Consider the following 20142-nt stretch of genomic DNA (forward strand, 5'->3'; position numbering starts at 1 on the left):
GTTCGGTCGCTCCGCCCGGCGGCGCGCCGTCCGGGGCGCCCCGACAACGGGACGTCGAGCCCTCGTGAGGACGGTGAGTGGTCGGTGGCGTCGTGGGACGACCTCGTGCTGTGGGTCCGGGTCCGGTACGAGGTGATGGCGCAGGACCAGCAGAGCCTGACGTTCCGGCTGCCCACGTCGGAGGACCGCACCCAGCTGGTGTACGTGCACCACAAGGGCGTCGTCGACGGGCACGACTGGCTGCAGATCGAGTCGCCGATCGGTCGTCTGGACGAGATCGACGCGCGCCGGCTGCTCGAGCTCGCCGAGGACGCCGTGGTCGGCGGTGCGGCCGCGGTGGGCGGTGTCGCGGTGTTCCGCCACGCCACCCCGCTCGAGGACCTCTCCTTCGCCGAGTTCGACGGCCCGTTCCGGCTGGTCACCCGCATCGCCGACCAGCTCGAGCACGCCCTGACGGGCACCGACCGCTACTAGGGTCGCGGGCCGGGAGGTTCATGGACGTCGTCGAGTTCCACCCCGAACCGTCGCAGTACGCCTACACGTTCGGCGGCGTCGCCCCGGTCCGTGAGGTCGAGCCGGGCACCGTGCTGCGGCTGTGGTGCGACGACGCGTTCGGCGGCACCATCCGCTCGACCTCCGACCACGCGAGCGCGAACCTGCGGATGGGCTTCCTCAACCCCCAGACCGGTCCGTTCGCGGTCCGCGGCGCCGAGCCCGGCGACACGCTCGTCCTGCACCTCGTCGACCTCACCCCGGCGCGGGACTGGGGCGCCTCGACGCTCGTGCCGTTCTTCGGCGGCCTCACCGGCACCGACCGCACGGCCCTGCTCAACGACCCGCTGGCGGAGCGGACCTGGATCTACGAGGTCGACCGCGCCCGGCAGACCGTCACCTTCGTCGCCCAGCGCGCCGATCTCTCGATCGACCTGCCGCTCGCACCGATGCTGGGCACGGTCGGGGTCGCGCCGGCGCTGGGGGAGGTGCGCTCGTCGCTCACGCCGGACGCCTTCGGCGGCAACATGGACACCCCGGAGATGCGGGCCGGCGCCACCTGCTACCTGCCGGTCAACACGCCCGGCGCGATCTTCTCGGTGGGCGACGGGCACTACCGCCAGGGTGAGGGCGAGTCCTGCGGCACTGCCGTCGAGGGCGCCATGGACGTGACGCTGATCGTCGACCTGGTCAAGGCCTCGCAGGCGACGGCGCCGCTGTGGCCCCGGCTCGAGAACGACGGCGAGATCCTCGTCGTCGGCTCGTCACGGCCGCTCGAGGACGCGTGGCGGATCGGCCAGGTCGAGATGATCACCTGGCTCGCCGAGCTGCTCGGCCTCGACCGGCTCGACGCCTACCAGCTGCTCACCCAGACCTCGCTGGCCCCGCTGGCCAACGTCGTCGACACCAACTACAGCGCGGTGACGAAGGTGTCCAAGACGCTGGTGCCCGGACTGCGGCCCCTCGACGGGCTGCACGCGGATCTGCGTGCCCGCGCCACGTCCTTGACCTGACAGGAGTCGCCATGGACCTCCAGCTCACCGGCCGGACCGCCCTCGTCACCGGCGGCAGCCGCGGCATCGGACGCGCGATCGTCGAGGGACTGGCCGCCGAGGGCGCGACGGTCGCCTTCTGTGCGCGGTCCGCCGACGGTGTCCGCGAGGCCGAGAAGGAGCTGCGCGACGCCGGCCACGACGTCCACGGCACGGCGGTGGACATCGCCGACGGGGACGCGCTGGCGACCTGGGTGCGGGCGAGCGCGTCGGCGCACGGCGGCATCGACGCGGTCGTCGCCAACGTCTCGGCGCTCGCGATCCCGTCGTCCGAGGAGAACTGGGCGGCGAGCTTCACCACCGACATGCTCGGCACCGTGCGCCTCGTCGAGGCGGCGCTGCCGTCGCTCGAGGCCGGCGACGCCGGCGCGATCGTGACGATCTCGAGCGTGTCCGGCCGGGAGATCGACTTCGCGGCGGGCCCGTACGGGACGTTCAAGGGCGCGATCGTCCACTACACCCAGGGCCTGGCCCACCAGCTCGCGGGACGGGTGCGCGCCAACACCGTGTCCCCGGGCAACGTCTACTTCGCGGGCGGGGTGTGGGAGTCGATCGAGGAGAACAACCCCGAGCTGTACGCCCACGCGCTCGGCCTCAACCCGACCGGGCGCATGGCGAAGCCGGAGGAGATCGCGCGGGCCGTGGTCTTCCTCGCGAGCCCGGCGGCGACGTTCATCAGCGGGACGAACCTGCTGGTCGACGGGGCGCTGACGCGCGGGGTGCAGCTGTAGCGCCGTGTCAGCGGGACGCCGGGGCGGCGGCGAGCAGGGCGACGAGCGATCGGACGCCGTCGACGGTGAGGTGCACGATCCGGGCGACGGCCCGCGCGCAGGTGCGGAGGAAGCCGGGCTGCTCCGTGGCGGGTACGACGGCGGCCGTGACGAGGGCCGTGGAGCGCCGGGGCACGGGGACGAGCGCGGTCGAGGGGGCGGGCACGGGCAGCCGCTCGACGGCCGGCGCGACGCGCGGGAACGGGACCGTCGGGCTCCACGGGTCCCCGCCGGCACGGACGTCCGCCCGCTCACCGTCGCGGGGCGCCGGAACCCGCGGGTCCTGATGGCCGTCCATGGCTCGTGTGTCCTCTCGCCGGGCATCCTCGCCCTGGTCATCGGTCGGGACCGCGGTGTCGTTAGCGCCCTCGCGGGCCCGGTCGCTCGCGCTCGGTGATCGTCTTCACCACTGAGCGCATCGGTCCGGGACCAGCGGGACCGGGATCACGACAGAGTGACATCGCGCCACCACTCACCGCATCGGGCGCGCCGGTCATGGACGGGACCCCGTCCGGAGCGCGACCTGGGCGTCACCGACGCGTTGCCTTCGTGCGGGTCCGAAGGTCTCCGTCGGGCCCGACGATCGCCGTCGACGCTCCGGCGGGGTCGTGACCACAGGCTGTGACTGCGAGCGACACGGGGAGGTGGTTGCTCGGTGGCGGGCACGCATGCTCGCTCGTCGGGACGGCGTCGCGCTGTCGACGTCGACCCCGCCGACGAGGGCGACCGGGGCACCCGCGCCCCGGCCCGGGGGGCACACGCCGGCGAGGATCGCGACCGGTCCGACCGGCGGCACCTCGACAGCGACTACGGCGACGTGAGCGCGCGCATCACCTCGGCGCCCGCGCCGGCCTCGCCGCCGGTCGGCTTCCCGTCCGCGTTCTCCACCGGGTCCTTCCGCTCCGCGACGAGCACGAATGCGGGCTCCACGGGCTCCTCGGGGGGCGCCTCGGGCTCCTCGGGGGGCGCCTCGGGCTCCTCGGGGGTCGCCACGGGCACCGCCGTCGCCGCGCGCCCCGAAACCCGGCGCAACGACCGCCCGGACATGAAGCCCGCCCGCTCCGAGCCCGCGCGGCCGGCGCCGCCCTCGGGACCCGAGCCCGCCCGTCCGGCCGGGCCTCCCGCCGGCGCCGCGAGCCCGCCGGCGGCACCGGCGGCCCCGGCCCGCCCCGGTGGTCGCCCCGCGCCGCCCGCCGCTCGCCCGAACGGCGCCCCGGCCGGCCCGGCGGCGCCGACCCCGGCCCCGAACGGCTCGGCCCCGAACGGCTCGGCCCCGACCGGCTCGGCTCCGACCGGGCTCGCCGCGCCTCCCGGCGGGCCGCCGCCTCCTCGGGCCGCGCCCGCCGGCTCCCCGCCTCCAGCCGCGCCCGCCGGCTCCCCGCCTCCGGCCGGGCCCGCTGGGCCCGCTGCGCCCGGCGCCCCGGGTGCGCCTGCCCGGCCCTCCGGGCCCCGCCCTCCGTCGGCCCCCGCCGCGCGCCCGACACCCCCGCCGTCGAGCACGCCGTCGAGCACGCCGTCGAGCACGCCGTCGAACACGCCGTCTGCCCGGCCGACGCCCCCGCCCGCGGCACCCACCGACCGGCCGTCGCCGCCCGCAGGCCCGGCAGGCTCGCGCGGAGGAGCGCCCTCCGCCCCCGCCCCGGGGAGGCCGGCCGCCGGCCGGGGCGCGCCCGCCGCCCCGGTTCCGCCCGGCCCGCGCGGCGCCGGCCCTGCGGCCCCGGCCGGTCCCGCGTCCGCCGGCGCGCCCGCCCGGCCCGCCGCCCCGCCACCCGGTCGCCCGCCGCAGGGCATCCCGAACGCGCCCGGCCGCCCGGCCACGACCGGAGCGGCCGTCACGTCCGCGGCGGCCGCGCCCGCCGTGCCTGCCGCGCCGCGCCGCTCGTCCGGGGCGGACGCGCCGGACCCGGACGACCCGAAGACCCGGCAGTCGGGCTCCGACGGGACGCCCTCCCGTCGCTCGAGCCCGACCGGCACCGCCGCGATGCCGGTCGTCGACGCGCCGTCGCCCCGCGGCCCGGGCTCCGGGCCGCTGCCGACGGACCGCCGCGACGGCGAGAAGAACCCGGCCGACGACCCGGCCGACGAGCTGGACGAGGTCGACGAGGACCGCGAGGACGAGCCCCGGGACACGACCCGGGACACCCGGACCGGTGCCGCCCGCACCGCCACGCGCCGCGCCGCTCCTCGCACGACGACCCGCTCCCGTACGGGCAAGCCCCGCACGACGAGCACGCGCACGACCGCGTACCGCTCACCGGGCCGCACCAAGGGCGCCGAGGACGCCAGGGAGAGCAGGGACACCGACACCCCCCGTGTGCCGCGCGGGCGGATCGCCACCGCGATCGCGGCCGTCCTCAGCATCGTCGCGGCGCGCGTCGTCGGGCTGCCCGGCGGCGAGCGGCTGGTGGCGTTCGGCCGCCGCGTGCGCTCGCGGGTCGTGCTCTACCTCGACGGCCCGCACCCCGAGAAGCTCGCGCCCGCGACGCTGCGCTGGCGCCGTCTGCGCCGCACCGCCTACGCGGCCGTCGGCGCGATGGTCGCCGCGCCGGTGCTCGCGATGGTCGTCGGCTTCCTGTTCATCCCGGTGCCCAACGCCGACGACGCGGTGGAGAGCCAGCTCAACACGGTGTCGTTCTCCGACGGCACGGTGCTCGCGCGGATCGCCCCGGGCGAGCAGGGCAACCGGCAGAAGGTCGGCCTCGAGCAGGTCCCGCCGGCCGTGCGGTTCGCGGTGCTGTCCGCGGAGGACCGTTCCTTCTACTCCAACAGCGGTTTCGACGTCGTCGGCTTCGGCCGCGCCGTGTGGAAGAACCTGACCGGCGGGTCCGGCGGCGGTTCGACGATCACGCAGCAGTACGTCAAGAACGCGATGGTGGGCGACGAGTACTCGCTGATGCGCAAGTACAAGGAGCTCATCATCTCCTTGAAGATCTCACAGGAGCGCTCGAAGGACGAGATCCTCGCCGACTACCTGAACAGCATCTACTTCGGCCGCGGCGCCTACGGGATCCAGGCGGCCTCCCAGGCCTACTTCAACCGACCGGTGGAGACGCTGACGCCGGCGGACGGCGCCCTGCTCGCCGGCGTCATCCAGGCGCCGTCGAAGTGGGACCCCGCGCAGAACCCCGACGACGCGGTGCGTCGCTGGAACTACGTCATGGACGGGATGGTCGCCCAGAACTGGCTGTCCGCCCCGGAGCGCGCGGCCGCCCAGTTCCCGGCGACCGTGCCCCCGCGGCGCGTCACCGGGGGCGTGCCCGACGACGACCGCGGCCACATCTACAGCGCCGTCCGCGACGAGCTGCGCAGCCTCGGGATCGACCAGGACGCGCTGGTCACCCAGGGGCTGCAGATCCAGACGACGATCAACCCGGAGTCCCAGCGCGAGGCCGTCGAGGCGAGCAGGCGCAAGATGCAGGGCCAGCCGGACAACCTGCGCAGCGCGACCGTGTCGATCGACCCGCGCACCGGCGCGATCCTCGCCTACTACGGCGGCGCCAACGGCTCGGGTCTGGACTACGCCCGGGTCGAGAAGCAGGCGGGCTCGACGTTCAAGCCGTTCGTCCTGCTCGCGGCGCTCCAGCAGGACCCGCCGATCGGTATCTCGACCGAGTTCGACGGTCGCGCGATCCCCGGGCAGACCGTCCGCAACGTCGACGGCGCCGACTGCGACAACTGCAGCCTCAAGCGCGCCATGACGCTGTCGAACAACGTCGTGTTCACCGCGCTGGGCAACCGCGTCGGCCCCCAGGCCGTGGCCGCCGCGGCCCGGCAGGCCGGCGTCTCGCAGCCGATGAACGACCCGAACAGCGGCATCTCGCTCGGCAATCAGGAGACGAGCGCCGTCGACCTCGCGTCGGCGTACGCGACGTTCTCCAACGAGGGCGTCTACCACCGTCCGCACCTCGTGCAGCGCGTCACGACGGCCAGCGGCGAGGTCCTCTACGACGACGCGACCACCGAGGGCGAGCAGCGCATCGACCCGCGGGTGGCCCGCAACGTCACCGAGGCGATGCGCGACGTCCCCGAGTACGACGGGGTCTCGCTGCAGGGCGGGCGACAGTCGGCCGGGAAGACCGGCACCGTGCAGTCGCACGTGGAGAGCCAGAACAACGACGCCTGGTTCGCCGGCTACACCCCGTCGGCGTCCACGGTCGTGTGGGTCGGCACCGACGACAACTCACCGATCAAGACCTCGGACGGACGCCCGGTGTACGGGCACGGGCTGCCCAGCGAGATCTGGAAGGCCTTCATGGACGACGCGCTCGAGGACACCCCGAAGCAGACCTTCGGCGCGTTCACCCCCGTCGCCGGCACCGACCCGGGCGACACGGCCGGGTCCGAGTCCTCGTCGCCGACGCCGTCGAGCACCTCGGCGCCCCGGTCGTCGGCCGCGCCCACGACCACCACGCCGCCGGCGGAGGAGCCCCCCACCCAGGAGGGCGAGGACGCGCCGCCGGGCGGGGCCGACCCGCCCGCCGGCGACCCCGCCGCCGCCGCGGCGGCTCCCGAGGGAGAGGGTGCCGCCGGGGACGACCCGGCCGGCGCCGACCCGGAGAATTAGGCGAGCGAGAAGTCGGCGTCGTCGAAGCCCGGGCTGACGACGCAGGTCACGAGCACCTCGGCGGTCGCGTCCGGGGCGGGAGCGGCGCGCTGCCACACCCCGCCGGGCACGAGGCCCTGGGCGGCGTGCCCCTCCTCGAGGCGGTCGCCGAGGACGATCTCCTGCGCCACGCCGTCGTCGGGTGCCTCGCCGTCGCCGCCGAGCCACAGCGACAGCGCCGGGCCCCGGTGCCAGCACCACAGCTCGTCGGAGCGGACCCGGTGCCAGCGCGACTCCTCGCCGGGCGCCAGCACGTAGAGGATGGCGGTGGCGCTCGCCCGCGGCCCCGGGTAGCCGGCGGGGTGCAGCGTCGGTCCCGCGGTCCACGTGCGGCGGAACCAGCCGCCTTCGGGGTGGGGCGCGAGGTCGAGCACGCGGGCGAGCGGGGGCGTCATGCGATCATGTCCAACGCCGCGATCACCTTGGCCGGGTGCAGGCGCACGACGAGCTCGCCCGGGACGCCGTTGCGGGCGCCGAACTCCTCGGCGCGGTCCGCGCCCATGTAGCGCGCGCCGAGCTCGGTGGCGGTGCGCTCGAGCTCGGCGGGGTCCTCCGAGAGCGTCACCGACCCCTGGACCTGCACGAACGCGTAGGGCGGCTCCTCGAGGTCGACGCAGAGCACGGCGCGCGGGTCGCGGGCGAACGCGCGCCCCTTGGCGCTGTCGGCGCCGGTGTTGAACACGATCGCGCCGTCCTCGACGAGGAACCAGATCGGCGCCACCAGCGGGCGACCGTCCTGCGCGGTCCAGCCGATCTTGCCGGTGCGGGTGCCGTGGGAGAGGAAAGCGAGGACGTCGGGATCGCTGAGGTCGGCCATGGGCCCGAGCCTAGGTCGGTCGCGCGGGCCCCTCCCGACGCGCGCGGTCCCACTCCTCGGGCGTGTTGACGCCCCGGGCACCGACCAGCTCCGGGTCGCGGGCGGCGAGGCGGGGGTCGGCGAGCAGCGTGGCCGCGTCGAGCTCGCGCACGCGGCTGGCGGCGATCAGGGCGCCGAGGCTGCGCTCGCCCTGGTCGAGCAGGTCGTCCGCGCGGGCGGCGAGGTCGGTGGCGTAGGCGGCGAGCAGGTGCTGGCGGTGCCCGTCGAGCACCGGCAGCGCGACCTCCACCGGCGCGACACGGTGGACGAGGACGGCCCGCACGAGCTCGGGGTGCAGGCGGGGCAGGTCGACGGCGGCGACGAAGGCGGTCGTCGCCTCGGACACCGCCGCCAGGCCGGTCGCCAGGCCCTGCAGCGGCCCGCGGCCGGCCACGGGGTCCTGCACCACCGCGGCCCGCGACCGCCAGGGGGCGGCGGGCAGCTCCCGGGGCGTGTCGGCCGCGGTGACGACCACCAGCGGGCCGTCGACGGCGTCGGCGAGCGCGTCGAGGACGTGCGCGAGCAACGACGCCCCATCGAGCCGCAGCTCGGCCTTGTCCGTGCCCATCCGCCGGGAGCGCCCCCCGGCCAGCACGATCCCGGCGACGCCGCTCACGAGGGTGATCCACGTGACCGGTTGCGACCCGTGGTCCCGGGGGACCCGATCGGGGACACGACGACGTGCGACCGGAGGTGTGCACGATGAACGGCAGTGTCGACGAGCGCCGCTCGAACGAGCCGGAGGACGCGCACCGCGGCTGGGTGGCGCCGACGCCGGCCGACGCCGACGAGGCGGCGGTCGACCGCGCGATGGCCGCGGCCGAGCGCAGGGTCGCGGACGGTGGGGCCACCGACGACGAGCGTGCGCGGGTCGCTCGCATGGGGCGGGCCCGCACGCACGAGCAGCGCCGCCGCGCCTTCCGCGGCGACACCTGAGCCGCTCACGGGAGCACCAGCACGATCAGCGGCAACGTCACCAGCGAGAGCACCGTGGTGATCACCACCACCGCGGTGCTCTCGCGGTACCAGGCCCGGTACTGCGCGGTGAGCACGAACACCGTCGCGGCGTCGGGCAGCGCCGCCATCATCACCAGCACCGCACCCCACGGCGCGGGGACGTCGAACAGCACCACGGCCCCGAGCGCGAGCGCCGGCATGACGAGCAGCTTGATCGCGACCGCGGCGCCGATGGGCACCCACTGAGCCCGCGACTCCCGTAGCGACCCGACGGCGCCGCGCAGCAGGATGCCGAGCGCGAAGAGGCCGCCGGGTGCCGCGAGGTCGCCGAGCATCGCGATCGTCGTCACCACCGGCGCCGGCAGGCGCACGCCGAGCAGCGCGACGGCCCCACCGGCGACGATGCCGAGGACCACCGGATTGCCCAGCACCCGGCGGGCGAGCAACGCGGGCAGGGCGACCGCCCCGTCCTCCCCGCGGCCGCGGCCGTCGAGCGTCACGGCGACGAGGAACACCGAGATCGCGAGCGCGGTGTGCAGCGTCGAGGTCAGCGACGCCGCGAACGCCGTCGCGGGGCCGAGCACGGCGACCGTCAGCGGGATGCCGAGGTAGCCGACGTTGCCCCAGCCCGCGACGAGGCCGACGGCGTGCGCCTCGCGCCGCGGCCGCCGCACGAGTCGGGCCGCGGCCCAGCCGAGGGCGTAGGCGACGACCACCACGGCCGCCGAGGCGAGCAGCGCCGAGCCCGGCACGCCGGCGGACAGGTCCGCCCCGGCCACCGAGATGAAGATCAGGGCGGGCAGGGCGATCCAGTAGACGAGGTCGTTGAGCACCGTCGCGGTGCGCTCGCCGAAGCGCTCGAAGCGCCCCGCCACGGCCCCGGCGGCGATCACGGCGAAGACGGGGAGGATGCGGCTGAGCAGCTCACCCACGATGCGTCGTCCACCCTCCCGGCTGCCTCACCGGGGCGAGCGTACGAGCGTGCTCAGCCGCTCGCGGCCGCAGCGCGGGGCATCGTGGCCCGTGCCACGACGGTGTCGACGGCCCGCTCCAGCACCGTGAACAGCGGTGTGCCGGCCGGTCCGACGGGCACGTCGGGGTAGCTGCGGTGCGCCCCGGACGACCAGCCCTCGCGGAAGACGGTGACGTCGAGGTTCTCGGTGGCGCAGATCGGGTCGCCGGGTGCGCACACCTCGTAGACCCGTCCGTCGTAGTCCGCGAGCTCGCGGGTCGGGCGGGGCCCGAGCACGCCGTGGCCCGGGGTGTCGAGGAGGTTCGGCGCCCGCGGGTCGCGCCGGGGGCTGCCGAGCATGATCGCGCCGCGGATCCGCTCGGGGGGCAGGTCGACGGTGCCGTTGGCGGCGCGGTGCACGACGTCGGAGACCACGTCGCCGCCCTGGCTGTAGCCGAGCAGCAGGATCGTGGTGTCCGGGCAGCGGGCGGCGGCGTCACCCGCGTCCCGGGCGAGGCGCTCGGCGCCGCGGCCCTCGCTGGTGAAGTAGAAGGGACGGTCCACCGTCGCGGGGTAGGGGACGTAGCGCACCGCCAGGTCGTCGCCCCAGCGGTCGGCCAGCGGGTCGGTGAGACCCGCGAGCAGCCCGATCGACGCGGCGGGGTCCGCGGCCTCGGAGGTCTCGCCCGTGCCCGGCACCGCGAAGAGGACGACCGGCGGGCAGGCCGGCGCGGCCGTCGCCGCGGGTGCCGTGGCGAGACCGGCGCCGAGCAGGAACACGACGACGAGCAGAGCCCGCCGCACCACCCCGCCCGCCACACGGTCATCGTGGCGGAGATCCGCCTCCCGGACCACCACGAACCGTGACACCTCGGGCTGACAGAACGGCCCGGTTCTGCGAGCGTGCCCCGTCAGGAGTCCCCCGGCGGCGCTGCCGGCACCGGGGTGGCAGGGCCCGAGATCAGGAGAACTCGCGTGAGCATCCCGTCGGACCTCGACATCGCCCAGGCGGCGGCGCTGAAGCCCATGGACGACGTGGCAGCGCAGATGGACCTGCCGCCCGAGTTCCTGGAGCGGCACGGCACCGACGTCGCCAAGATCGAGCTCGACGCGATCGAGGCGATGAAGGACCGCCCGCGGGCCAAGTACGTCGTCGTCACCGCGATCACCCCGACCCCGCTGGGCGAGGGCAAGACGACCACGACGGTGGGGCTCGGCCAGGCCTTCTCGCACATCGGCAAGCGCGGCGTCGTCGCGATCCGCCAGCCGAGCATGGGCCCGACGTTCGGCATCAAGGGCGGCGCGGCAGGCGGCGGCTACTCGCAGGTCGTGCCGATGGAGAAGTTCAACCTCCACCTCACCGGCGACTTCCACGCGGTCACGAGCGCCCACAACATGCTCTCCGCGGTGCTCGACAACCACCTCTACCAGGGCAACCAGGCGGGCCTCGACCCGTACCGCGTCACCTGGCGCCGGGTGCTCGACGTCAACGAGCGCGCGCTGCGCAACGTCGTCACCGGCCTCGGCGGGCGCATGGACGGCGTGCCGCGCGAATCCGGCTTCGACATCACCTCGGCGTCCGAGGTGATGGCCGTGCTCGCGCTGTCCAACGACCTCGGCGAGCTGCGCCAGCGCCTCGGCCGGATCGTCGTCGGCTACACCTCCGACGGCGACGCCGTCACCGCCGAGGACATCCACGGCGCCGGCTCGATGGCCGCGCTCATGCGCGACGCACTCAAGCCGAACCTCATGCAGACGCTGGAGAACACGCCGGTGCTCGTGCACGCCGGCCCGTTCGGCAACATCGCGCACGGCAACTCGTCGATCGTCGCCGACCGCATCGGCATCCACGGCGGCGACTTCCTCGTCACCGAGGCCGGCTTCGGCGCCGACATGGGCGCCGAGCGCTTCTTCAACATCAAGTGCCGCGCCTCGGGGATGACGCCGGACGCCGCGGTCGTCGTCGCCACCGTCCGGGCGCTCAAGGCCCACTCCGGCAACCACAAGATCGTCGCCGGCAAGGACCTGCCGCCCGCGCTGCTCGAGGAGAACCCCGAGGAGGTGCACGCCGGCGGCGCCAACCTGCGCAAGCAGATCGAGAACATGCGCCTGCACGGCGTCTCGCCGGTGGTCTGCATCAACGCGTTCCCGACCGACCATCCCTCCGAGCACCAGGCCATCCGCGAGATCGCCGAGTCGCTGGGCGCGCGGGCCGCGGTGTCGACGCACTTCGCCGACGGCGGGCGCGGCGCGGCGGAGCTCGCCGAGGCCGTCGCGGAGGCCGCGAACGAGGAGAGCCGCTTCCAGCTGCTCTACCCCGACGACGCCCCGCTGCGCGAGAAGATCGAGACGGTCGCGACCAAGGTCTACGGCGCCGACGGCGTCGACTACGCGCCGGCGGCGAACACCTCGATCGACCTCTACGAGCGCAACGGCTTCGGGAATCTCCCGGTGTGCATCGCGAAGACCCACCTGTCGATCTCGTCGGACCCGAAGCTGCTCGGCGCCCCGACGGGCTGGCGCATGCCGGTCCGCGAGGTCCGCGCGTCGGTCGGCGCCGGGTTCATCTACCCGATCTGCGGCGACATGCGGACGATGCCGGGCCTGGGCAAGAACCCGGCCGCCCACCACATCGACGTGAAGCCCGACGGCACGATCGTGGGGCTCTTCTGACGTCCCAGCGGTACGTGAGCACTTTCCGGGCCCATAGGCCCGGAAAGTGCTCACGAGGGAGCCGGTTGTGAGCCGGCCGCTGGGGCAGCTGGGGCTCGCGCGGTTCGGGGAGGTCCTGGCGGGCCGGGGGCCCGGGCCCGCCGCGGGGTCGACGGCCGCGGTGACGGTGTCGCTCGCCGCGGGCCTCGCCACCAAGGTCGCCAAGGCCGCCGCCGACCGCGGGGCCGTCACACAGGACCTGGCCGAGGAGCTCGACGGCCTGCGCACGAAGGCCCTGCGCCTCGCCGACGACGACGTCGAGGCCTACGCCGGGTTCCTCGAGGCGCGGCACAAGCCCGGAGGCGGGCCGGCCGCGGCGGAGGCGATCGTCCAGGTGCCCGCGGACGTCGTCACCCTCGCCGTGCGCGTCGCCGAGCTCGCCGCCCTGCTCGCCGAGGAGGGCCCGGACGCGCTCACCGGCGACGCGGTGACCGCGGCCTTCCTCGCCGCCGCGGCCGCCGAGTCCGCGGCGATGCTGGTGGGCACCAACATCGCCGACGGCCAGATGATCGAGGGGGGTGAGCTCGCCGACCCGCGCGTCGAACACGTCGAGGAACGGGCCGGGCACGCGCGCACGCTGGCCGAGCGTCTGGTGTGAGCGCGCAACCCGAGGGCTCGAGCTCCCCGATCGGCATGCTCCCCCCGTTTCTGCCTCTCCCGTGGGTCGTCGAGGTCACCCGTGGCGACATGGTCGAGTCCGAACACCGGGTGTCGCTCGTCGTCCTCGAGCCGGACGGGAGCATCGGTCTGCGCGCGGGCCCCGTGGACGCCCCGATGCTCGCGCGCTCGGCGCTCAAGCCCGCCCAGGCCGCCGCGTGCCTCGAGCTCGGTGCCGACCTCGACGACCGTGAGCTCGCCCTCGCCGCCGGCTCGCACTCCGGCGAGCCCGAGCACCTCGCCGTCGCCGCCGGGATGCTCGCCCGCCTCGGGCTCGGCGCGGACGCGTTGGGCTGCCCGCCCGGGCGCCCTCTCGGCCTCGCCGCCGACCGCGCCTGGGGCACCCGCGAGCCCGACCGCCTCGCGATGAACTGCTCGGGCAAGCACGCGGCGATGCTCGCGGCCTGCCGGGCGCAGGAGTGGCCGGAGGCGCGCTACCTCGACCCGGACCACCCGCTCCAGCGTCACGTGCGCGCGACCCTCGAGCGTCTCGCGGGCCCCGTCCACGGCGTCACCGTCGACGGGTGCGGCGCGCCCGCGTTCGCCATGGACCTGGTGGCAGTGGCGCGCCTCGGGCAGAGGCTCACCGACCACCCGGTCGCCGCCGCCATGCGCGCCCACCCGGGGATGGTCGGCGGCACCGACCGTCTCGACACGGCAGTGATGACCCTGCTGCCCGGCGCGCTGTCGAAGGTCGGCGCGGAGGGGGTCCTGCTCGCGGTGCTCCCCGACGGCGCGGCGCTGGCGCTCACGACCGTGGACGGCGGCGCCCGGGCGGTCGGCCCGGTCCTGCTCGAGATCCTGGAACGTCGCGGGATCGCTCCCCCCGCCGAGCTGCGCGAGCTCGCCGCGCCACACGTCCGAGGAGGGGGTCACCCGATTGGCGTTCACCGTGTGCGATTGTGTGCGCACTCATCGGGGTGAGGAGGGCGTGAATGGGATCGTGCCTGGTGTTCGCCGGAGCCACGCCCGCGAGGGAGCGCCTCGTCGGCCATCTCTCGTCGGTGTTCGACGACCTCCCGTGCGTCGACAACGTCCCCGACCTGGTCGTGCGCCTCACCCGGACCGGCGAGGAGGGCACCGACGGGGCGGCCCCCGACGTGGTCCTCATCGGTGCCGACGAGGGCAGCGCGTGGATGGAGGCGGTCCGCCAGGTGCGCCGCCACACCCCCGAGACCCCGGTGCTCGTCGTGGGGGAACCCCCCGCCGGGGCCATGGATCCCCTCGGTGACCGTCCCGCGCCCGACCCGGGCGGGATCGCCGAGGACGAGCGCGCCACCTACGCCCTGCGTCTCGGGGCCCGCGGCTTCCTGCGCGCGGGCGACCTCGCCGACCCGTCGGCGCTCCCCGGCGCCCGCGCGGGCACGTCCGATCTCTCCGAGCGCGAGATGGACGTCCTGCTCGGCATGACCGAGGGCCTGTCGAACGCCGAGATCGCCGCGGAGCTCGTGCTGGCCGAGGACACGGTGAAGACCCACGCCCGGCGCCTGTTCCGCAAGCTCGGAGCGGGCGACCGCGCCGACGCCGTCGCCCGCGGCTTCCGCCAGGGCCTCCTGCGCTGACCCGAACGGCGGAGCCCGGGTGTCAGCGACGTGGCGTCGCTGTCATTGAGTGTCCGCAACGCCACGCGCTCGAAGCGCTCGGGTGCGTTGACGCGAGCCTGTCCGCGGGGTGAACTTGCCGCGGTCGACGGACGCGGAGGAAGCCGGTGCGAATCCGGCGCGGTCCCGCCACTGTCACCGGGGAGCGGACCCCACGCACGCCACTGCCGGACACGCCGGCGGGAAGGCCGGGGCGAGTAGCGATCCGGGAGCCAGGAGACTCCGGCCGTCGAGGCAGGGCATTCGGACATCGGGCGAGGCACCCGAGGAAGGCCGGCGACGACATGCACGCTCCCGCGACCCCGCACGCACGCCCGCACCCGGTGGTGACGCGCACCGCGCGGTCGCCCTGGTCCCGCTCCGCTGCGCTCCGTGTCCGCCGCGAGGACCGGCTGCTCGCCGACCTGCGCCGGGTGCTCGCCGGCGCCGGCCAGCTGCCCCTCGACCTCTTGGGCGAGGGTCCGGTCCGCGACCGCGACGAGGCCGCCGAGCGCGTCGACGCCCTCGCCCGCGAGCTCCTCGACCGCGTGCGTGGCGCCGGCTGGCAGGAGGGCGCCGTCCCGTCCGCGGTGACCTCCGTGCTCGCCGCGTCCGTGCCCGAGGCCGAGACGGTCCTGCTCCGGGCTGCCCGCGCGCGACGGTGACGGCGACCCACCACGATCTCCACCACCACGGCGACGCGGAGGTCGGCCCCGGCCTCGTCGACCTCGCCGTCAACGTCCGCACGGGCACACCGCCCCGCTGGCTGCGCGAGCGTCTGGCCGCGAGCCTCGACGACGTCGCCGCCTACCCGGACCCGCGCCGGGCGGTCGCGGCGCTGGCCGAGCGCCACGGCCGCCCGGGCGACGAGGTGGTCCCGACCGCGGGCGGTGCCGAGGCGTTCGTGCTGCTCGCGCGGGCCCTGCGACCCCGGCACGCCGTCGTCGTGCACCCCCAGTTCACCGAGCCCGAGGCCGCGCTGCGCGCGGCCGGGCACGTGGTCGATCGCGTCGTGCTCGACGGGGACTTCGTCCTCGACCCCGCCACGGTCCCGGAGAGCGCCGATCTCGTGGTCGTCGGCAACCCCACCAACCCCACCTCGGTGCGCCACCCCGCCGACGTCCTCGCGCGCCTCGTCCGCCCCGGGCGCACGCTCGTCGTCGACGAGGCGTTCATCGACACCGCCCCCGGCGAGCCCGACTCGCTGGCCGGACGCCGCGATCTCGCCGGGCTGGTGGTGCTCCGCAGCCTGACCAAGACCTGGGGTCTCGCCGGGCTGCGCGTCGGTTACGCGCTCGCCTCCGCCGGGCTCGCCGCGGGACTGCGCGCCGCCGCGCCGCCGTGGTCGGTGTCGACGCCGGCGCTGGTCGCCCTCGAGGTCTGTAGCAGCCCCGCCGCTCGCGCCGAGGCGGACGAGGCCGCTCGCGCGCTCGCCGCCGACCGCGATCACCTCGTCGCGGCGCTCCACACCGTCGACGGCCTCGAGGTCCGCGGCACCCCCGCCGCGAGTTTCGTGCTCGTGCGCACCAGGTCCGACGTCCGGGAGAAGCTCCGCGACCGTGGCCTGGCCGTCCGGCGCGGCGACACCTTCCCCGGCCTCGACACCGGGCACGTCCGGATCGCGGTGCGGGACCGCGCCACCACGGACCGGCTGGTGACCGCGCTGACGGAGATCCTCCCGTGAGCGCTCTGGAACCCGGCGACCGCGACGCCCTCCACCGCGTCCTGCGTGCCCGCCGCGACGTGCGCACCGGCTTCGTCGACACCCCCGTCGACGACGACCGCCTCCGGCGCGTCCTCGAGGCCGCCCACGCCGCCCCGAGCGTCGGGTTCTCGCAGCCCTGGGACTTCCTGGTCCTGCGCTCGCCGGAGCTGCGGCACGAGCTGGCCACGCTGGCCGACCAGCAGCGGCGGGCGTTCGCGGCGAGCCTCCCGACGGCGAGGGCCCGCAGGTTCGCCGGGCTGCGGGTCGAGGCGATCCGCGAGGCGCCGCTCGGTGTCGTCGTCACCTGCGACCCGACGCGCGGCGGGCGGCATGTCCTGGGCCGTCACACGCAGCCGCGGATGGCCGCGCACTCGGTGGCCGGCGCCGTCCAGAACCTGTGGCTCGCCGCCCGCGCCGAGGACCTCGGCGTCGGCTGGGTGAGCTTCTTCCGCGAGCGGGAGCTCGCCGAGCTGCTGGGGCGACGCGTCGGGATGCCGCAGCACCTCGACGTCGTCGCCTACCTGTGCGTCGGGCACGTCGAGGCGTTCGCCGACGAGCCCGAGCTCGCCACCGCCGGATGGGCCCACCGCCGACCGCTGGCGTGGGCCGTGCACGAGGACACCTGGGGACACCACCGCATGGATCCGCTGGACGAGACGCTCGCGGCACTGGCCCACCTCGACCCCACCGGGGGCGAGGCCGCCGCACGCGAGCACCTGGCCCATATGACCGTGCCGCCGGGCGCGCTCGGCGGCGTCGCCGAGATCGGCGTCCGGCTGTCGGGCCTCGCCGACTCCTGCCCGCCTCCGCTGCCCGAGCCCGCGGTGGTCGCGATCTTCGCGGGCGACCACGGCGTGCACGCCCGCGGCGTGACGCCGTGGCCGCAGGAGGTGACCGCGCAGATGGTCGCCAACTTCCTGGCCGGCGGTGCCGCGGTCAACGCGTTCGCCGCCACGGTGGGCGCGGAGGTCCAGGTCGTCGACGTCGGGGTGGCCGCCGAGCTCGGGTCCGCGCCCGGCCTGCTCCCGCGCAAGGTCCGCGCCGGCACGCGTGACATGACCGTCGAGCCCGCGATGACCCGCGACGAGGCCCGCGCCGGGCTGCGTGCCGGCATCGAGGCCGCCCGCGACCTCGTCACCGCCGGCAACCGGTTGCTGGTCACCGGCGACATGGGGATCGCCAACACCACACCCTCGGCCGCGCTCGTCGCCGCCTTCACGGGGGCCACGGCCGAGCAGGTCACCGGCCGCGGCACCGGTATCGACGACGCCACGCACGCCCGCAAGGTCGCCGTCGTCGACGAGGCGCTCGCCCTCCACGGACTGGATTCGAGCGAAGGGACCCTTCGCTCGGAACACGCCGACCCGCTCGGGGTGCTCGCCGCGGTCGGCGGGCTGGAGCACGCCGGGCTCGCGGGTTTCCTGCTGGGCGCGGCGGCGCTGCGCACGCCCGTGGTGCTCGACGGCGTCGTGTCCGGCGCGGCGGCCCTCGCGGCGGCCGCGATGGCTCCGACCGCGTCACACGCCTGGCTCGCGGGGCACCGTTCGGTCGAACCGGCCCATACCCTGGCACTCGAGCACCTGGGCCTGGCGCCCACGCTGGACCTGGGGCTGCGGGTCGGCGAGGGTACCGGGGCCCTGCTGGCGGTGCCGGTGATCGTCGCCGCGGCCCGCGCGCTGGCCGACGTCGCGACGTTCGACGCGGCGGGGGTCACCGAGAAGGACAGGGAAGGAGAGGCACCGTGAGCGAGGCCACCGCCCGCGTGTACCCGGTCGGCCTGCACCTGCGCGGGCGGCGGGTCGTGGTGGTCGGCGGCGGGTCCGTGGCCCAGCGCCGCGTGGCCGGCCTGCACGAGGTCGGTGCGGACACGGTCGTCGTCAGCCCCACGCTGACCACGGCGCTCTCGGCCCTCGCCGACTCCCACGAGATCACCTGGCACGCCCGCGCGTACGCCGACGGCGACCTCGCCGAGGCCTGGTACGCGGTCGCGGCCACCGACGACGCCGAGGTCAACGCCGCCGTCGCCGCGGAGGCCGAGCGCCGGCGCGTGTTCTGCGTGCGCGCCGACGACGCCGACGCCGGCACCGCGGTCACCCCGGCGGTCGGGCGCTACGACGACATCACCGTCGCCGTGCACGGCGGCGGGGACCCGCGCCGGGCCACCGGTGTGCGTGACAGCGCCGTCGAGGCGCTGCGCAGCGGGACCCTGGTCGACCGCCGCCACCGTGCGGTGCGCCCCGGCGTCACGCTCGTCGGCGGCGGCCCGGGTGACCCCGGACTGATCACCGTGCGCGGACGGCAGGCGCTGGCGCAGGCCGACGTCGTCGTCACCGACCGGCTCGCCCCGCAGCCGCTGCTCGACGAGCTGCCGCCGGACGTCACGATCATCGACGCCTCGAAGCTCCCCCGCGGGCGCTACATGAGCCAGGACACGATCAACGAGGTCCTCGTCTCGGAGGCGCTCGCCGGCCGGCGGGTGGTGCGGCTCAAGGGCGGCGACCCGTTCGTCTTCGGCCGCGGCCTCGAGGAGATCCAGGCCTGCGCCGCGGCCGGCGTCGAGGTCGAGGTCGTCCCGGGCATCACCAGCGCCATCGCGGTCCCGGCGCTGGCCGGCGTCCCCGTGACCCACCGCGGCGTGACCCACGAGTTCACGGTGGTCTCCGGGCACCTCCCGCCCGGGCACGGCCAGTCGCTCGTGGACTGGGACGCGCTCGGGCGCCTGCGCGGCACGATCGTGCTGCTCATGGCCGTCGAGAACATCGGCGCGATCACCGAGGCGCTCGTCGCCGCAGGCCGCGATCCGCAGACGCCGACCCTGGCGGTCCAGGAGGGTGGCCTGCCCGGGGAGGTCACGACGCGCGCGACGCTGGCGAAGCTCCCGCACGCGATCGCCGAGGCCGGGGTGCGCCCGCCCGCGGTCATCGTGATCGGGTCGGTGGCCGATCTCACGTGAGGTCCACCACCAGCGCCCGGTGGTCCGACACCGCCGTCGGCACCGCCTGCGCCGCACGCACCGCCGGCGCACCGGTTCCGGCGAGCACGTGGTCGAACTGGACGCGTGGCTGTTCGGTGGGGAAGGTCGCTGCCCTCGCCATCGAACGCCAGCGCTGCGGCACGGAGCGCAGCGGAGCTGCCGCGCCGAAGGCCGAGCACCGCAGGACCGCCCCGGGCACCGGCCCCGGCAGGTTGAGGTCGCCGAGGATCACGACCGGGCCCGGCAGGTGCTCCACCGCCCGCGCCAGCCGCGCGAGCTGCGCGACGTTGACGCCCGGGGTGAACGCGAGGTGGGTCGCGACGACCGTCCTCACCGGAGCGCCCGCGGCGAGCACGGCCGCGAGCGCGACGCGCGGCTCGTCGCGCACCAGCGCCGGGCGCCGCGCGTCGACCAGCAGCGGCAGCGTGGCCCGGGAGGCCCCGAGGGGGAGGCGCACCCAGTGCTCGACGGGGTGCCTGCTGACGAGGCCGATGCCGTAGGTCGGTTCCCCGTTCGGGGGCTCGTCCGGCCCCGCCGCGCGCCACCGCTCGCCCGGGGTGCCGACGAGCGCGGGGACGAAGAGGGCGTCGCACGCGCCGACGGCGTCGGCGACCAGGGCCGTCTGGTCGACGAGCCCGGAGCGCGGCTGGGTGTGGTCGACCTCCTGGAGCGCGAGCACGTCGGCGTCGAGGCCGGCCACGGCGTCGCGGAGGCGGTCGGGGCAGACCACGCCGTCGGCGGGGGAGCGCCCGTGCAGGAGGTTGAAGGTGCCCAGTCGCATGATCACCGAGCGGATGCCCCGGCCGGCGCCTGCTGACACGAGCGGCACCAC

The 20142-nt window shown here is 75.8% G+C and carries 21 protein-coding genes and 1 riboswitch; of the genes, 13 read left to right on the forward strand and 8 right to left on the reverse strand.

The window, feature by feature from the left end; translation table 11 throughout:
- Positions 1–84 precede the first annotated feature (84 nt).
- Genes AC2A1K_RS09215 through AC2A1K_RS09225 form a run of 3 tightly spaced genes read left to right on the forward strand, consistent with a single transcriptional unit; the run spans position 85 to position 2275 of the window.
- On the forward strand, positions 85–474 hold the full coding sequence (locus tag AC2A1K_RS09215; RefSeq protein ID WP_483896016.1) for a hypothetical protein: 390 nt from the start codon (positions 85–87) through the stop codon (positions 472–474).
- Between the two features lie 20 nt (positions 475–494).
- On the forward strand, positions 495–1505 hold the full coding sequence (locus AC2A1K_RS09220; protein WP_483896017.1) for an acetamidase/formamidase family protein: 1011 nt from the start codon (positions 495–497) through the stop codon (positions 1503–1505).
- Between the two features lie 11 nt (positions 1506–1516).
- Positions 1517–2275 carry an SDR family NAD(P)-dependent oxidoreductase gene (locus tag AC2A1K_RS09225; protein WP_483896018.1) on the forward strand — a complete coding sequence of 253 codons (759 nt, stop codon included), beginning with the start codon at positions 1517–1519 and terminating at the stop codon, positions 2273–2275.
- 7 nt (positions 2276–2282) lie between these two features.
- On the opposite strand, the gene AC2A1K_RS09230 is transcribed toward AC2A1K_RS09225, so the two are convergent.
- Together AC2A1K_RS09230 and AC2A1K_RS09235 are read right to left on the reverse strand one after the other, a co-directional pair.
- Complete coding sequence (locus AC2A1K_RS09230) at positions 2283–2612, reverse strand: hypothetical protein (protein WP_483896019.1); 330 nt, start codon at positions 2610–2612, stop codon at positions 2283–2285.
- A gap of 509 nt (positions 2613–3121) precedes the next feature.
- The gene (locus tag AC2A1K_RS09235) at positions 3122–4288 is read right to left on the reverse strand and encodes a hypothetical protein (protein ID WP_483896020.1); all 1167 of its coding nucleotides are present in this window, start codon (positions 4286–4288) and stop codon (positions 3122–3124) included.
- Positions 4289–4295: 7 nt separating this feature from the next.
- On the opposite strand from AC2A1K_RS09235, the gene AC2A1K_RS09240 reads away from it, so the two are divergent.
- The gene (locus AC2A1K_RS09240) at positions 4296–6878 is read left to right on the forward strand and encodes a transglycosylase domain-containing protein (protein ID WP_483896021.1); all 2583 of its coding nucleotides are present in this window, start codon (positions 4296–4298) and stop codon (positions 6876–6878) included.
- Here AC2A1K_RS09240 and AC2A1K_RS09245 read toward each other — a convergent pair.
- The 3 genes from AC2A1K_RS09245 to mobA are packed head-to-tail and all read right to left on the reverse strand — an operon-like array spanning position 6875 to position 8389.
- Complete coding sequence (locus tag AC2A1K_RS09245; RefSeq protein ID WP_483896022.1) at positions 6875–7312, reverse strand: cupin domain-containing protein; 438 nt, start codon at positions 7310–7312, stop codon at positions 6875–6877. The genes AC2A1K_RS09240 and AC2A1K_RS09245 overlap by 4 nt on opposite strands.
- Entirely contained in the window at positions 7309–7734 is a 426-nt protein-coding gene (locus AC2A1K_RS09250; RefSeq protein ID WP_483896023.1) for a PPOX class F420-dependent oxidoreductase, read from the reverse strand. The genes AC2A1K_RS09245 and AC2A1K_RS09250 overlap by 4 nt, the downstream gene beginning before the upstream one ends.
- Before the next feature lie 10 nt (positions 7735–7744).
- On the reverse strand, positions 7745–8389 hold the full coding sequence (gene mobA / locus AC2A1K_RS09255; protein WP_483896024.1) for a molybdenum cofactor guanylyltransferase: 645 nt from the start codon (positions 8387–8389) through the stop codon (positions 7745–7747).
- An 86-nt stretch (positions 8390–8475) separates the two neighbouring features.
- On the opposite strand from mobA, the gene AC2A1K_RS09260 reads away from it, so the two are divergent.
- Positions 8476–8709, forward strand: a complete 234-nt coding sequence (locus AC2A1K_RS09260) for a hypothetical protein (protein ID WP_483896025.1) — start codon at positions 8476–8478, stop codon at positions 8707–8709.
- 5 nt (positions 8710–8714) lie between these two features.
- Here AC2A1K_RS09260 and AC2A1K_RS09265 read toward each other — a convergent pair whose 3' ends face one another.
- Both AC2A1K_RS09265 and AC2A1K_RS09270 read right to left on the reverse strand, forming a co-directional pair.
- Positions 8715–9662 (reverse strand): AEC family transporter, encoded by a 948-nt coding sequence (locus AC2A1K_RS09265; RefSeq protein WP_483896026.1) that lies wholly within the window; start codon positions 9660–9662, stop codon positions 8715–8717.
- A 53-nt stretch (positions 9663–9715) separates the two neighbouring features.
- Complete coding sequence (locus AC2A1K_RS09270) at positions 9716–10501, reverse strand: cutinase family protein (protein ID WP_483896027.1); 786 nt, start codon at positions 10499–10501, stop codon at positions 9716–9718.
- A gap of 156 nt (positions 10502–10657) precedes the next feature.
- Between AC2A1K_RS09270 and AC2A1K_RS09275 the strand changes: the two genes are divergently transcribed.
- The 8 genes from AC2A1K_RS09275 (at position 10658) to cobA (ending at position 19289) form a co-directional block, all read left to right on the forward strand.
- Positions 10658–12355 carry a formate--tetrahydrofolate ligase gene (locus tag AC2A1K_RS09275; RefSeq protein ID WP_483896028.1) on the forward strand — a complete coding sequence of 566 codons (1698 nt, stop codon included), beginning with the start codon at positions 10658–10660 and terminating at the stop codon, positions 12353–12355.
- Positions 12356–12422: 67 nt separating this feature from the next.
- Entirely contained in the window at positions 12423–12992 is a 570-nt protein-coding gene (locus AC2A1K_RS09280; protein ID WP_483896029.1) for a cyclodeaminase/cyclohydrolase family protein, read from the forward strand.
- A 35-nt stretch (positions 12993–13027) separates the two neighbouring features.
- Positions 13028–13975 (forward strand): asparaginase, encoded by a 948-nt coding sequence (locus tag AC2A1K_RS09285; RefSeq protein ID WP_483896030.1) that lies wholly within the window; start codon positions 13028–13030, stop codon positions 13973–13975.
- A gap of 11 nt (positions 13976–13986) precedes the next feature.
- A complete protein-coding gene (locus AC2A1K_RS09290) occupies positions 13987–14613 on the forward strand; it encodes a response regulator transcription factor (RefSeq protein ID WP_483896031.1) in 627 nt (208 codons plus the stop codon).
- A gap of 137 nt (positions 14614–14750) precedes the next feature.
- A riboswitch (cobalamin riboswitch) is annotated at positions 14751–14874 on the forward strand.
- Between the two features lie 62 nt (positions 14875–14936).
- Positions 14937–15296 (forward strand): hypothetical protein, encoded by a 360-nt coding sequence (locus AC2A1K_RS09295; RefSeq protein ID WP_483896032.1) that lies wholly within the window; start codon positions 14937–14939, stop codon positions 15294–15296.
- Positions 15293–16315: an Rv2231c family histidinol phosphate aminotransferase CobC gene (gene cobC / locus AC2A1K_RS09300; RefSeq protein ID WP_483896033.1), complete on the forward strand. Its 1023-nt coding sequence runs from the start codon at positions 15293–15295 to the stop codon at positions 16313–16315. The genes AC2A1K_RS09295 and cobC overlap by 4 nt, the downstream gene beginning before the upstream one ends.
- Positions 16312–18081 (forward strand): nicotinate-nucleotide--dimethylbenzimidazole phosphoribosyltransferase, encoded by a 1770-nt coding sequence (cobT, locus tag AC2A1K_RS09305; protein WP_483896034.1) that lies wholly within the window; start codon positions 16312–16314, stop codon positions 18079–18081. The genes cobC and cobT overlap by 4 nt, the downstream gene beginning before the upstream one ends.
- Positions 18078–19289, forward strand: coding sequence for a uroporphyrinogen-III C-methyltransferase (gene cobA / locus AC2A1K_RS09310; protein ID WP_483896035.1), 1212 nt, complete (start codon positions 18078–18080; stop codon positions 19287–19289). Before cobT ends, cobA begins: the two co-directional genes overlap by 4 nt.
- Here the strand turns inward: cobA and AC2A1K_RS09315 are convergent.
- A complete protein-coding gene (locus tag AC2A1K_RS09315; RefSeq protein ID WP_483896036.1) occupies positions 19282–20139 on the reverse strand; it encodes an endonuclease/exonuclease/phosphatase family protein in 858 nt (285 codons plus the stop codon). The two genes, cobA and AC2A1K_RS09315, sit on opposite strands and share 8 nt — an antisense overlap.
- Positions 20140–20142 lie beyond the last annotated feature (3 nt).

The sequence above is a fragment of the Actinomycetospora sp. 2LY8.5 genome (assembly GCF_057180585.1).

Excerpts from the sequence above, each read along its gene's own strand:
- AC2A1K_RS09250 (WP_483896023.1), bottom strand. The coding sequence starts at position 7,734 with ATGGCCGACCTCAGCGATCCCGACGTCCTCGCTTTCCTCTCCCACGGC.
- AC2A1K_RS09290 (WP_483896031.1), top strand. The coding sequence starts at position 13,987 with ATGGGATCGTGCCTGGTGTTCGCCGGAGCCACGCCCGCGAGGGAGCGC.
- AC2A1K_RS09295 (WP_483896032.1), top strand. The coding sequence starts at position 14,937 with ATGCACGCTCCCGCGACCCCGCACGCACGCCCGCACCCGGTGGTGACG.
- AC2A1K_RS09285 (WP_483896030.1), top strand. The coding sequence starts at position 13,028 with ATGCTCCCCCCGTTTCTGCCTCTCCCGTGGGTCGTCGAGGTCACCCGT.
- AC2A1K_RS09220 (WP_483896017.1), top strand. The coding sequence starts at position 495 with ATGGACGTCGTCGAGTTCCACCCCGAACCGTCGCAGTACGCCTACACG.
- AC2A1K_RS09260 (WP_483896025.1), top strand. The coding sequence starts at position 8,476 with ATGAACGGCAGTGTCGACGAGCGCCGCTCGAACGAGCCGGAGGACGCG.
- AC2A1K_RS09225 (WP_483896018.1), top strand. The coding sequence starts at position 1,517 with ATGGACCTCCAGCTCACCGGCCGGACCGCCCTCGTCACCGGCGGCAGC.
- AC2A1K_RS09245 (WP_483896022.1), bottom strand. The coding sequence starts at position 7,312 with ATGACGCCCCCGCTCGCCCGCGTGCTCGACCTCGCGCCCCACCCCGAA.
- AC2A1K_RS09230 (WP_483896019.1), bottom strand. The coding sequence starts at position 2,612 with ATGGACGGCCATCAGGACCCGCGGGTTCCGGCGCCCCGCGACGGTGAG.
- AC2A1K_RS09240 (WP_483896021.1), top strand. The coding sequence starts at position 4,296 with ATGCCGGTCGTCGACGCGCCGTCGCCCCGCGGCCCGGGCTCCGGGCCG.